General features: G+C 45.7%; 13 protein-coding genes. 12 read left to right on the top strand and 1 reads right to left on the bottom strand.

Annotated features, from left to right (window positions below; genetic code table 11):
- Window positions 1-122 precede the first annotated feature (122 nt).
- From KO531_RS02575 to dinB, 11 genes are all read left to right on the top strand, one after another.
- The gene (locus KO531_RS02575; RefSeq protein ID WP_028761568.1) at window positions 123-1457 is read left to right on the top strand and encodes a Na(+)-translocating NADH-quinone reductase subunit A; all 1335 of its coding nucleotides are present in this window, start codon (window positions 123-125) and stop codon (window positions 1455-1457) included.
- Complete coding sequence (locus KO531_RS02570; protein ID WP_105250021.1) at window positions 1457-2656, top strand: NADH:ubiquinone reductase (Na(+)-transporting) subunit B; 1200 nt, start codon at window positions 1457-1459, stop codon at window positions 2654-2656. Before KO531_RS02575 ends, KO531_RS02570 begins: the two co-directional genes overlap by 1 nt.
- Window positions 2649-3443 carry a Na(+)-translocating NADH-quinone reductase subunit C gene (locus KO531_RS02565; RefSeq protein WP_219250310.1) on the top strand — a complete coding sequence of 265 codons (795 nt, stop codon included), beginning with the start codon at window positions 2649-2651 and terminating at the stop codon, window positions 3441-3443. Before KO531_RS02570 ends, KO531_RS02565 begins: the two co-directional genes overlap by 8 nt.
- Complete coding sequence (locus KO531_RS02560) at window positions 3443-4075, top strand: NADH:ubiquinone reductase (Na(+)-transporting) subunit D (protein WP_006080467.1); 633 nt, start codon at window positions 3443-3445, stop codon at window positions 4073-4075. Before KO531_RS02565 ends, KO531_RS02560 begins: the two co-directional genes overlap by 1 nt.
- A gap of 5 nt (window positions 4076-4080) precedes the next feature.
- The gene (gene nqrE, locus KO531_RS02555) at window positions 4081-4689 is read left to right on the top strand and encodes an NADH:ubiquinone reductase (Na(+)-transporting) subunit E (RefSeq protein WP_006080469.1); all 609 of its coding nucleotides are present in this window, start codon (window positions 4081-4083) and stop codon (window positions 4687-4689) included.
- A 46-nt stretch (window positions 4690-4735) separates the two neighbouring features.
- Complete coding sequence (gene nqrF / locus KO531_RS02550) at window positions 4736-5992, top strand: NADH:ubiquinone reductase (Na(+)-transporting) subunit F (protein ID WP_028761565.1); 1257 nt, start codon at window positions 4736-4738, stop codon at window positions 5990-5992.
- A 98-nt stretch (window positions 5993-6090) separates the two neighbouring features.
- The gene (locus KO531_RS02545; RefSeq protein WP_131523870.1) at window positions 6091-7137 is read left to right on the top strand and encodes an FAD:protein FMN transferase; all 1047 of its coding nucleotides are present in this window, start codon (window positions 6091-6093) and stop codon (window positions 7135-7137) included.
- Between the two features lie 15 nt (window positions 7138-7152).
- Window positions 7153-7377, top strand: a complete 225-nt coding sequence (gene nqrM / locus KO531_RS02540; RefSeq protein WP_105250019.1) for a (Na+)-NQR maturation NqrM — start codon at window positions 7153-7155, stop codon at window positions 7375-7377.
- A 253-nt stretch (window positions 7378-7630) separates the two neighbouring features.
- A complete protein-coding gene (gene bfr, locus KO531_RS02535; protein WP_006080475.1) occupies window positions 7631-8104 on the top strand; it encodes a bacterioferritin in 474 nt (157 codons plus the stop codon).
- Window positions 8105-8113: 9 nt separating this feature from the next.
- Entirely contained in the window at window positions 8114-8581 is a 468-nt protein-coding gene (gene bfr / locus KO531_RS02530) for a bacterioferritin (protein WP_011918791.1), read from the top strand.
- A gap of 203 nt (window positions 8582-8784) precedes the next feature.
- Entirely contained in the window at window positions 8785-9861 is a 1077-nt protein-coding gene (gene dinB, locus KO531_RS02525; protein WP_198572969.1) for a DNA polymerase IV, read from the top strand.
- Window positions 9862-9905: 44 nt separating this feature from the next.
- Here dinB and KO531_RS02520 read toward each other — a convergent pair whose 3' ends face one another.
- A complete protein-coding gene (locus tag KO531_RS02520) occupies window positions 9906-10805 on the bottom strand; it encodes a LysR family transcriptional regulator (RefSeq protein WP_028761561.1) in 900 nt (299 codons plus the stop codon).
- A 92-nt stretch (window positions 10806-10897) separates the two neighbouring features.
- On the opposite strand from KO531_RS02520, the gene KO531_RS02515 reads away from it, so the two are divergent.
- Window positions 10898-11830: a DMT family transporter gene (locus tag KO531_RS02515; RefSeq protein ID WP_212600395.1), complete on the top strand. Its 933-nt coding sequence runs from the start codon at window positions 10898-10900 to the stop codon at window positions 11828-11830.
- The last annotated feature ends 24 nt before the right edge of the window (window positions 11831-11854 follow it).

Raw genomic sequence — 11854 nt, 5'->3', positions numbered from 1 at the left:
GATTGCGATCGCATTTCTGTGATAAATCTGCGCTAGCTCAATGCAGTAGGTTTTGTTTAAAACCTAAGTATTTAGCAGGAACGCGGCGCATTGTCTTTCCTTCAAACGTAGTGCTTGTGGATATGATTACAATTAAGAAAGGATTGGAACTGCCTATAGCAGGCGGACCAGAGCAAGTTATCCATAATGGCCCAGCCATTAAACATGTAGCTACTTTGGGTGAAGAGTATATTGGCTTACGTCCAACGATGAAGATCAAAGTGGGCGATAAAGTACAAAAAGGCCAAGTTCTTTTTGAAGATAAGAAGAATTTAGGCGTTAAATATACGGCTTTAGCCAGTGGTACTATATTAGACATTAACCGGGGCGCCCAGCGTGTTCTGCAGTCTGTTGTCATTGAAGTGGAAGGAAACGACAGCGTTGCCTTTGCTAAATATGATGCCACTGCACTCGATACGCTCGACTCGCAGTTAGTCCGTGACAATCTGATTGAATCAGGTTTATGGACTGCTTTGCGTACTCGTCCTTTTAGCAAAGTTCCTGCTGTAGACTCTTCTGCTGCTGGTATTTTTGTAACCGCAATAGATACTCAACCTCTTGCCGCTGATCCCGTTGTGGTGATCCGTGAGCATAAAGAAGATTTTGCTAATGGTCTTAAGGTCTTAGCAAGACTTACTGACGGTAAAGTTTACCTTTGTAAAGCGCCTGGCGCTGATATTCCTGCCGCAAACGCCCAAGTTGAAGAATTTGCCGGTGTGCACCCTGCAGGATTAGTCGGTACTCACATTCACTTCTTATTGTCTGCCTCTGCAAAACGTACCGTTTGGCATATTGGTTACCAAGATGTAATAGCAATTGGTCAGCTATTTACGACGGGTGAACTCAATACCGAACGTGTTATTGCAATCGCAGGCCCTAAAGCGGCTAAGCCAAGACTCGTACGCACTGTTGTGGGCGCGAGCATGACTGAATTAACCGCTGGTGAAGCCTTAGATGGCAATGTTCGTCTGATTTCAGGCTCTGTTCTGAATGGTCGTACAGCCGTTGGCCCACAAGGGTATTTAGGTCGTTACCATGTTCAAGTAAGTCTGTTAGAAGAAGGTACAGAGAAAGAATTTTTAGGCTGGGTATTACCAGGCTCAGACAAATATTCTATCACTCGTGCATTCTTAGGACATCTTGCTCCTTCTCGTCTGTTCAGCATGACGACCAGTACAGGTGGTTCAGACCGCGCTATGGTGCCAATTGGTAACTATGAGCGTGTAATGCCATTGGACATTCTTCCTACTATGTTGTTGCGTGACTTGATTTCAGGTGACTTTGACGGTGCTGCTACTTTAGGCGCGTTAGAGTTAGATGAAGAAGATCTCGCACTGTGTACGTTCGTATGTCCAGGCAAGTATGACTACGGTTCATATCTGCGTGACTGTCTAGATACGATCGAGAGGGAAGGCTAATGAGCTTGAAAGATTTTTTCGAACGTATTGAACCCGACTTTGAAAAAGGCGGTAAATACGAAAAGTTTTATGCCCTATTCGAAGCGGCATACACGATTTTTTATACCCCAGGTAAAGTGAACAAGGGCAAAACCCATGTTCGCGATAACCTCGACCTAAAACGTATGATGATTACGGTTTGGGCTTGTGCTTTCCCCGCGATGTTCGTGGGTATGTACAACGTAGGTTTACAAGCTCAATTAGCTTTAGTGGCTGGTTTTGCTACTCCTGACGTATGGCAAGTGAGCTTGTTCAGCATGTTCGGTACCGAACTGACGGCAAACTCTGGCTGGCCTGCGCTGATGTGGTATGGCGCCTGTTTCTTCCTACCTATCTACGCGGTGACCTTTGCCGTCGGTGGTATCTGGGAAGTGCTGTTTGCCTCTATCCGTGGTCATGAAGTCAACGAAGGTTTCTTCGTTACCTCTATCCTGTTTGCTTTAACGCTGCCAGCAACTATCCCATTATGGATGGTGGCGCTGGGTATCACCTTCGGTGTGGTCGTGGCGAAAGAAGTGTTCGGTGGTACAGGGCGTAACTTCTTAAACCCAGCACTAGCGGGTCGTGCCTTCTTGTTCTTCGCTTATCCGTTGAATATGTCAGGTGATACCTCATGGGTTGTGGCTGACGGTTACTCAGGTGCAACTGCACTGAGCCAAGCGGCGTCTGGCACTTTAGATTACGCAATTAACCAAAACTGGTGGGATGCGTTCTTCGGTTTCATTCCAGGTTCAGTGGGTGAAGTGTCTACATTAGCGATTCTGTTAGGTGGTTTGGTCATCATCTACACGCGTATCGCTTCATGGCGTATCGTTGGCGGTGTAATGGTGGGCATGATTGCCATTTCTACGCTGCTTAACGTTGTCGGTAGTGACACTAATCCAATGTTTGCAATGCCTTGGTACTGGCACTTAGTGTTAGGTGGTTTTGCGTTTGGCATGATGTTCATGGCGACAGACCCAGTGTCAGCGTCATTTACTAACCAAGCTAAATGGGCATACGGTATCTTGATCGGTGCAATGGCTGTGTTTATCCGCGTGATTAACCCTGCATTCCCTGAAGGCATGATGTTGGCAATTTTGTTTGCTAACTTGTTCGCGCCATTGTTCGACCACTTCGTGGTTCAGGCAAATATCAAGCGGAGGATTGCCCGTGGCTAGTAATAAAGATTCGTTCGGCAGAACCTTATTTATCGTCGTTGGCCTGTGTCTAATTTGTGCGATATTTGTGTCTACTGCAGCAGTGTTACTGAGACCGACTCAAGCAGAAAATAAACTGCTTGATAAGCAAAAGTACATTCTGGAAGCCGCTGGTCTTATCGATACTAAAGCGGGCAAAGTGACCAAAGCGCAAATTCTGGATACATACGGCAAACACATCGAAGCTAAACTGGTCGATTTGAAAACGGGTGCTTGGGTTGAGGGTGTGGGTGTTGATGCTGACACTTATGATCAACGTAAAGCGTCTCGTGATGTGAAAACCTCATTTGTACCTGAGAATGACATCGCTTCAGTGAAACGTGTTGCTGATAAGGCTGTGGTTTATCTTGTTCGTGACGGCCAAGGTAAATTAACCAGTGTCATTCTGCCAATCCATGGTTATGGCCTATGGTCTACTATGTATGCCTTCCTTGCTATGGATGCTGACCTAAACACAGTGCAAAGCTTAGTCTACTACGAGCACGGCGAAACGCCGGGCTTAGGTGGCGAAGTGCAAAATGCTCAGTGGAAAGCGAAATGGCATGGCAAAAAGTTATTTGATGAGCAAGGTAAACTCGCTATCAGCGTAACGAAAAACCCAACTGTTGCTAGCACTGAGTACGGTGTAGATGCATTATCTGGCGCAACCTTAACGAGTAACGGTGTACAACATTCACTGACATTCTGGTTGGGTAAAGAAGGTTTTGCGAGTTTCATTGAAAAAGCACGCAATGGAGGTCTCAACTAATGTCTGACGCTAAAGAACTGAAACAGGTTCTGACCGGACCTATAGTCAACAACAACCCGATTGCTTTACAAGTACTTGGTGTATGTAGTGCATTAGCGGTAACGAGCAAGCTCGAAACTGCACTGGTAATGGCGTTGGCGTTAACTGCGGTAACTGCGTTTTCGAACCTGTTTATCTCAATGATCCGTAATCATATTCCAAGCAGTGTGCGTATTATCGTACAGATGACCATTATTGCCTCTTTGGTAATCGTGGTTGACCAATTGCTGCAGGCTTATGCTTATCAGATCTCTAAGCAGCTGTCGGTATTCGTCGGTCTGATTATTACGAACTGTATCGTAATGGGTCGTGCCGAAGCTTACGCGATGAAAACACCGCCAATGATGAGCTTTATGGATGGTATCGGTAACGGTTTAGGTTACGGTGCGATTCTGTTAGCTGTTGGCTTCGTACGTGAACTGTTTGGTAACGGTTCTCTGTTCGGTGTTGAAATCCTGCACAAGATCTCTGATGGCGGCTGGTACCAACCAAACGGTCTGCTACTACTGCCTCCGAGTGCGTTCTTCCTGATCGGTGTTTTGATTTGGATTATTCGTACCTATAAGCCAGAGCAAGTTGAAGCAAAAGGGTAAGTGCGATGGAACATTATATTAGCCTGTTAATTCGCTCTGTTTTCATTGAAAACATGGCACTGGCCTTCTTCCTAGGTATGTGTACTTTCTTGGCTGTGTCTAAGAAAGTCACTACAGCCATGGGCCTAGGGATTGCGGTAGTTGTAGTGTTAACTATCTCTGTCCCAGCAAACCAAGTTATCTATCAAGGGCTGCTAGCTCCTGGTGCACTTGCTTGGGCTGGCGCACCTGAAGCTGACTTAAGCTTCTTGAAATTCATTACCTTTATCGGTGTGATTGCGGCTTTGGTTCAAATTCTGGAAATGGCACTGGACAAGTACTTTCCACCTTTGTACAACGCATTAGGTATTTTCTTACCTTTGATCACAGTGAACTGCGCGATTTTCGGTGCGGTATCATTCATGGTTGAGCGTGACTACAAGCTAGGCGAGAGTGTGGTGTTTGGTTTCGGCTCAGGAGTGGGTTGGGCATTAGCTATCGTATTGATGGCCGGTATCCGTGAGAAGCTGAAGTATGCCGACGTGCCTAACGGCCTACGTGGTTTAGGGATTACCTTTATCACCGCTGGTTTGATGGCCTTAGGTTTCATGTCGTTTTCAGGTGTGTCTCTGTAAGAGACACATAACGGCTTCTTGAATTGGACCTTCTAAGGATAAGTTAATGGATATTCTTGGTATTTTTAAATCTACTCCGCTCGAGGTTTACCTCGGTGTGAGTATGTTTACTGCTATCGTCCTCATCTTGGTATTAGTGATTTTATTCGCTAAGTCTAAGTTAGTGGCTAGTGGTGACATCACGATCGGCATTAATGACGATCCTGAAAAAGCGATTACAACCGGTGCGGGCGGTAAGTTGTTAGGCGTTTTGGCTAACAGCGGTATCTTCGTATCGAGTGCGTGTGGTGGCGGTGGCTCATGTGGCCAATGTCGCGTGGTGATTAAGTCTGGCGGCGGCGATATTTTGCCAACGGAACTTGACCACATCAGCAAAGGTGATGCCCGTAAAGGTTGTCGTCTTTCTTGTCAGGTTAACGTTAAGAACGATATGGAAATCGAGCTTGACGAAGAAATCTTCGGTATCAAGAAATGGGAATGTGAAGTTATCTCTAACGATAACAAAGCCACTTTCATTAAAGAACTGAAGCTGCAAATTCCTGATGGCGAGTCTGTACCATTCCGTGCTGGCGGTTATATTCAAATCGAAGCACCAGCTCATCATATTAAATATGCAGATTTTGATGTGCCTGCACAATACCGTGGCGACTGGGAACACTTCGGTTTCTTCAATCTTGAATCTAAGGTTGATGAAGAAACTATCCGTGCATACTCAATGGCTAACTACCCAGAAGAGTTCGGCATTATTATGCTGAACGTGCGTATTGCTACGCCTCCACCACGTAACTTGACTCTGCCTTGCGGTAAGATGTCATCTTACATTTGGAGCTTAAAAGCTGGCGATAAAGTGACAATTTCTGGCCCATTCGGTGAATTCTTCGCGAAAGATACCGATGCAGAAATGGTGTTTATCGGCGGTGGTGCGGGTATGGCGCCAATGCGTTCACATATCTTCGATCAACTGAAGCGTCTTCAGTCTAAACGTAAGATGAGCTTCTGGTACGGTGCACGTTCTAAGCGTGAAATGTTCTACGTAGAAGATTTCGACGGCCTAGCGGCTGAGAATGATAACTTCGTATGGCATGTGGCACTTTCAGATCCTCAACCAGAGGACAACTGGGATGGTTACACAGGTTTTATTCATAACGTATTGTATGAAAACTATCTGAAAAACCATGATGCTCCAGAAGATTGTGAGTTCTACATGTGTGGACCTCCAATGATGAACGCTGCCGTCATTGGTATGTTGAAAAATCTTGGTGTCGAAGACGAAAACATCCTGTTGGATGACTTCGGCGGCTAATGTTCATTAGTCCTAGATAGAAAAGTTGCAGATGTTGAGGTTAACCTTTCATCTGCAACTTTTGCATTTAAGGGCCCAAATAAGAGTAGTAGGTCACTATGTTTCAGACCTTAAAGATCAATACCTCAGCACTAAAGCATTCATTTAACTGGCTAGTCCTCGTGGGACTGGCCTTTTTTGTTTCAGCCTGTTCAAAGCAAAACGAAGTCATTTCGTTGGCCGGCAGCACTATGGGCACGACTTATCACATTAAAGTCGTCCCGAATGAGCAGATGCCGACGGCGCAGTTACTTCAAGCGGAGATTGATTTAGCCCTTGAGCTAGTCAATGACCAGATGTCGACGTATCGGCCTAATTCAGAATTATCCCGTTTCAACCAATTGCCATTGGAGCAAAGCGTTGAAGTCTCACCGGATACCATAAAAGTGGTGCAAGAGGGAATACGTTTATATCAAGTGACTGATAAGGCACTTGATATTACCTTAGGTCCTTTAGTTAATCTGTGGGGTTTTGGACCTGATAAGCGTCCAACGAAAGTTCCGACACAGGCTGATATTGATGCGGCTAAAGCCAAAACAGGGATTAGTGAACTTTCCATTGAAGGCAACCGTCTAAGTAAGCACAACACCCATTTATATGTAGATTTATCATCAATCGCGAAGGGATTTGGGGTTGATAAGATCGCTTCCATTCTTGATAAATACCACGCGACAGGGTATTTAGTTGAAATCGGTGGCGAACTGAGTATCAAAGGTGCCAAAGGTGATGGAAGCTCTTGGCGTGTTGCTATAGAGCAACCGACCAATGATGGCTCTGAAGCCGTACAGCAGGTTATTGCACCTGGTACTATGGCGATGGCGACCTCTGGTGATTATCGTAATTATTATGAAGAAGACGGCCAACGTTTTACGCATATAATCGATCCGCGTACTGGTTTACCGATAAATCATAAGTTAGCATCCGTGACGGTATTGCATCAAAATTGTATGACGGCCGACGGTTTTGCGACGGCCATGATGGTTTTGGGCACAGAAGCATCATTGGAGCTTGCCAAGAAGGAACACTTGGCGATAATGCTAATCGAAAAGCAAGGCGACGGATTTAAGGTCTATTACAGCGACGCCTTCAAGCCTTTCCTTATTTAGTTTTTGGAGTAAACCATGACCTCTTTTATCGCGGCATTTGTGATCTTGTTAGTCTTCTTTTTGCTCATGTCGATTGGTTATCTTATCAAGCGCAAAGCCGTTGAAGGAAGTTGTGGCGGTTTAGGTGTTCTAGGGATTGAAAAAGCGTGTGATTGTGATGACCCTTGTGACAAACGTAAACGTCGTATGGCCGCTGAAGAAGCGCGTCGTGAGAAGTTAACGAAAGACCGCATTATCTAAATAGTCTTGATTCGATCATAGCCTCCAATTTAGGGGGCTATTTTTTTGCCTCGTATTTTCTTACACGGGTTAATCATTTGAGATTTATCCTTGGGATTAGAGTGGGATAGCAAGTTAATCTAAGCAGGAATGAGAATGCTTTTCATCATTAAGTGAGTGAAATATAAAGATAATTTGAGTTGGTCGATAAATTGTACTAGGCTAGAAGCTTGATTTAGATCAATCTTTTCACGCTTACCAAGGATAGTAACTTATGAAAGGTCATCCTAAAGTGGTTGGGCAACTGAATCGGGTGCTTACCTGTGAGTTGACCGCAATCAATCAATATTTCCTCCATGCCCGCATGTTTAAACATTGGGGCTTAGAGAAGTTAAACCACGTCGAATACAAAAAATCCATCCAAGATATGAAGCACGCCGATAAGCTCATCGAGCGAGTGCTGTTTTTGGAAGGTCTACCTAATCTGCAACAACTCGAAAAACTTCGCATTGGTGAACATAGCCAAGAGATGCTCGACTGCGATCTGGCCATGGTGCAAGAGCAGCTTACATTGCTGCGTGATGCGATCAGCTTGTGTGAAGCCGAACAGGACTATGTGAGCCGCGATCTGCTGGAAGATATTCTCGAAGACGAAGAAGAGCACTTAGATTGGCTCGAGTCGCAGCAAGAGCTCATTACGCTAACCGGTATTCAAAATTATCTACAATCGCAAATTAGCGACCAATAGGAGCAAGATATGAAAGGCGATAAAGACGTTATCGATGCGTTAAATCGACTCCTAACGGGAGAACTCTCGGCAATGGATCAGTATTTTGTCCATGCCCATATGTATGAAGATTGGGGCCTGAATGAACTCTATGAGCGTATCGCCCATGAGTCAGATGATGAGAAAGCCCATGCTGCCAAATTAGTGCAGCGCATTTTATTCCTCGAAGGTACACCCAATGTTGCCGCCCGTGAGGCATTGAACATAGGTAAAGATGTAGAAGAGATGCTACGTAATGATCTCGCCTACGAATACAAGGTCGCGGACGATTTGCGCAAAGTGATTGCACTGTGTGAGCAGAAGCAAGATTACCAGACACGTGAAATCCTTGAAGTATTACTTGACGATACAGAGTCTGACCATATGTATTGGCTCGAAAAACAACTTGGGCTTATTGACCGTGTTGGATTGCAAAACTACCTGCAAACTAAGATGTGAGCCTTAGATTGTTAGGTTGAGTAAATACCTAGGCCACTGAGTGTAATGGCCTAGGAAACTCAGTTATTAAGCATGTCTGTTGTTCCTCACACTTGTCTTGTTCTCTTTTCCAGCGCTAGGCTACATCTTATTGGCCCCAAATCTATCAGGAATACTTGATTACTGTTTTTATATACAGTATTTTGGCGTTGGAGGAATTCAACGTGCGAAAAATTATTCATATCGATATGGACTGCTATTTTGCTGCAGTGGAAATGCGCGACTTTCCTGAGTACCGTGGCAAGCCTTTAGCCGTAGGCGGCAGTAGCGACCGTCGCGGTGTTATCAGTACTTGCAGTTACGAGGCACGTAAATTCGGTGTACGTTCAGCAATGGCAACGGCTTATGCCTTTAAGTTGTGCCCTGAGCTGATTTTAGTTCCGGGTCGGATGCAAGTTTACAAAGAAGTGTCGCTACAAATTCGTGAAATATTTTCCCGCTATACCCAATTAATTGAGCCGCTTTCCTTAGATGAAGCTTATTTGGATGTGAGTGAGTGCCAACAATATAAGGGCTCTGCGACCTTGATTGCCCAAGCGATTCGTCGCGATATCTTAACCGAAACGGGTTTAACCGCATCGGCGGGTATCGCGCCAGTAAAATTTTTAGCTAAGGTCGCCTCGGATCTGAACAAGCCAAACGGCCAATATGTCATTACACCAGAGACGCTTTCTGAGTTTGTTAAGACCTTATCGCTGCGTAAAATTCCCGGTGTTGGTAAAGTCACCGCCGAAAAGCTCTCTTCGCTCGGGCTCAATACCTGTGGTGATGTGCAAGCTTATTCTAAACCTGAGCTCTTAGCGCGATTCGGTAAGTTTGGTGGTGTGTTGATTGAGCGTTCCCAAGGCATAGATGAACGGGGTATTTCTGCCGACAGAGAGCGCAAATCAGTGGGTGTTGAAACCACGTTAGCAAAGGATATTTATAGCTTAGAGCAGTGCCAGCAGGTGATGCCTAGTTTGATCCAAGAACTGTCCTTGCGTTTAAGTCGCAGTGCTAAGGAACGCAAAATACATAAACAGGTGGTCAAACTTAAGTTTAACGATTTCAAGCAGACTACAATTGAGCACCGGAGCGATGAAGTCTCGATTGTAATGTTCTATGAGCTACTCGCACAGGCTATGGAAAGGCAAGAAGGCCGCGGCATTCGTCTATTGGGGATTTCAGTTGGCCTTACTGATTCTACTCTTGTCGTCGCCACAAGCTTAAACGGCCAGACTCAGCTGGATTTAGCACTCTAGCCGTTTATTGAGTCGATAAGCCGCAGACTCATGCCTGCATTGGCTCAATAAGCCTCGGGTGGATTCGCCAACATAAAATCAATTAACAGTCTGACTCGTAAGGGCAGGTTGTCTCGATCGCGATACATCAAGTAGGCGGTACGCGGAATACCTTGCCACTCGGGCAGTATTTGAATGAGTTTGCCACTTCGTATCTGTTCACTCGCCATGCTGATGGGTATGAGTCCAATCCCAAGCCCCGCCACCACGGCCTGACAGGCAATCGCCATATCATCGACGGCTAGTTTGATATTCCCCCTTGGTTCAAACTCGACATTTTGCCCTGTGCTATTGTGCTGTAAACGCCACGTTTTTGTGGGCTTGGCGATGATAACCGGATGCTGATCCAGCTCTTCAATGGATTGCAGCGCATGCCACTGCGTTGCCGATGTGCTGGTGCAAAGTACAAAGCTAATCGTGGTAAGTGGCCTTGCAATCCAATCGGGATCTTTAGGTTCGCCCACTCGAAAGGCGATATCGATGGCGTTTTCACTGACATCGATATTCATGTTCGACAGACTTAAATCGATATCAATATTGGGATAATGCCGTTGGAAGGCGTTGAGTGATTCACCCAGCCAGCGATAGGTTGTATTGATGGGCGCCGAGATCCGCAATTTGCCAACCGCTTGATGTTTATCCGCATGCAACTCACCAGATACCTGGTTTAACTCGATAAATAGCGGGCCGCAGCGTTCGAGATACCGCTGACCTGTGGCGGTAAGGTTGACTCTATGGGCGTCTCTGTGCAGTAAACGCAGACCTAAGGATTGTTCTAACAGATTGATTCGACGGCTTAAGGTTGAAGGTGGAATGCCTAAGTGCTGCGCCGCGAGCTTAAAACTCCCTTGCTGTGCCACCACCCAAAATAAGCGCATATCGTCTAAGGAATAATTAAGTTTCATATTTGGAATTTAAGCTCTCAATATTGTTTGTTTTAATAATATATGAAACTTATAAACTAAGCTCAATCCCAATTACCTCCCTAGAGGTCGATATGAAATCCCATACACCTTACATGACATTCGTTTGTCTACTGATTTGCGTTTTTAGCTGGGGCAGTGTGTTTCCGATTGCTAAGCGAGTGCTGGAGGAGATGTCAGGAGAGTCCCTCGTCTTCTGGCGTTTTACCATTGCGGCTGTGACTCTAGCGTTATATATCGTTTTTACTCGTCAGGCTTGGCCCAAATTGAGTTTGGTGCAATATATTGTCATAGCGTTAGTGGGTGTGATTGGTGTGGGCGGCTTAAATCTGGCGTTATTTAATGGCCTGCAGCATACCTCTGCTGCCAATGGTGCCTTGATTATGGCGCTCAGCCCGCTGGTGACTTCAATCGTCAATGCGCTATTACAGCGTGAATGGCTCAGCAGACAACAAGTGTTTAGCTTAGTGGGTGGATTGGCGGGCGTACTGCTAGTGATCACCAACGGTAGTGTGCAGCAGTTGCTCAACTTTAGTTTTAACCAAGGTGATGTGATGATTGCCGCCGGCATGTTGGCGTGGAGTGGTTATACCATTTGTTCGCAACGGGTCGGCCATTGGTTGCCTGTGTTGCCCTTTACCTTGCTGAGTATGATAGCTGCCAGTGTGTCTATGTCCGTGGTTGGGCTTGGCCGAGGTGAATTTCACCCTTGGCTGGAGTTGATGGAACTGTCGGCAACGGCTTTTTCTAGCGTGCTCTACATAGGTTTGTTCGCCACTGTGCTCGGTTATCTGTTTTGGATTAACGGTGTTAAGGCGCTTGGCCCCGCTAAGGCATCGATTTTTTTTAATCTCGTGCCCGTTTTTGCAGCATTAACGGCGTTAGCCATGGGGCAGGCGGTGACGGAAATTCAATTGGTAGGGATGCTGATAGTGATCCTTGCGTTGATGTTACCTATGTTAGTCAACTTACGCGCGGCAAGAGGCTTAGTGGTTAAGCGCTGCTAATCAGTGCTAGCTTTGCTGTTTAAA

Origin of the sequence: Shewanella sp. NKUCC06_TVS (assembly GCF_019345515.1) — a bacterium.
Taxonomy (GTDB): domain Bacteria; phylum Pseudomonadota; class Gammaproteobacteria; order Enterobacterales; family Shewanellaceae; genus Shewanella; species Shewanella oncorhynchi.
The sequence above is the reverse complement of the archived record's forward strand: the minus strand, read 5'-3'. Positions and strand labels throughout refer to the sequence as shown.

Excerpts from the sequence above, each read along its gene's own strand:
- nqrM (WP_105250019.1), top strand. The coding sequence starts at position 7,153 with ATGACCTCTTTTATCGCGGCATTTGTGATCTTGTTAGTCTTCTTTTTG.
- KO531_RS02520 (WP_028761561.1), bottom strand. The coding sequence starts at position 10,805 with ATGAAACTTAATTATTCCTTAGACGATATGCGCTTATTTTGGGTGGTG.
- bfr (WP_011918791.1), top strand. The coding sequence starts at position 8,114 with ATGAAAGGCGATAAAGACGTTATCGATGCGTTAAATCGACTCCTAACG.
- bfr (WP_006080475.1), top strand. The coding sequence starts at position 7,631 with ATGAAAGGTCATCCTAAAGTGGTTGGGCAACTGAATCGGGTGCTTACC.
- KO531_RS02560 (WP_006080467.1), top strand. The coding sequence starts at position 3,443 with ATGTCTGACGCTAAAGAACTGAAACAGGTTCTGACCGGACCTATAGTC.
- nqrE (WP_006080469.1), top strand. The coding sequence starts at position 4,081 with ATGGAACATTATATTAGCCTGTTAATTCGCTCTGTTTTCATTGAAAAC.
- KO531_RS02570 (WP_105250021.1), top strand. The coding sequence starts at position 1,457 with ATGAGCTTGAAAGATTTTTTCGAACGTATTGAACCCGACTTTGAAAAA.
- KO531_RS02575 (WP_028761568.1), top strand. The coding sequence starts at position 123 with ATGATTACAATTAAGAAAGGATTGGAACTGCCTATAGCAGGCGGACCA.
- KO531_RS02515 (WP_212600395.1), top strand. The coding sequence starts at position 10,898 with ATGAAATCCCATACACCTTACATGACATTCGTTTGTCTACTGATTTGC.
- KO531_RS02545 (WP_131523870.1), top strand. The coding sequence starts at position 6,091 with ATGTTTCAGACCTTAAAGATCAATACCTCAGCACTAAAGCATTCATTT.
- nqrF (WP_028761565.1), top strand. The coding sequence starts at position 4,736 with ATGGATATTCTTGGTATTTTTAAATCTACTCCGCTCGAGGTTTACCTC.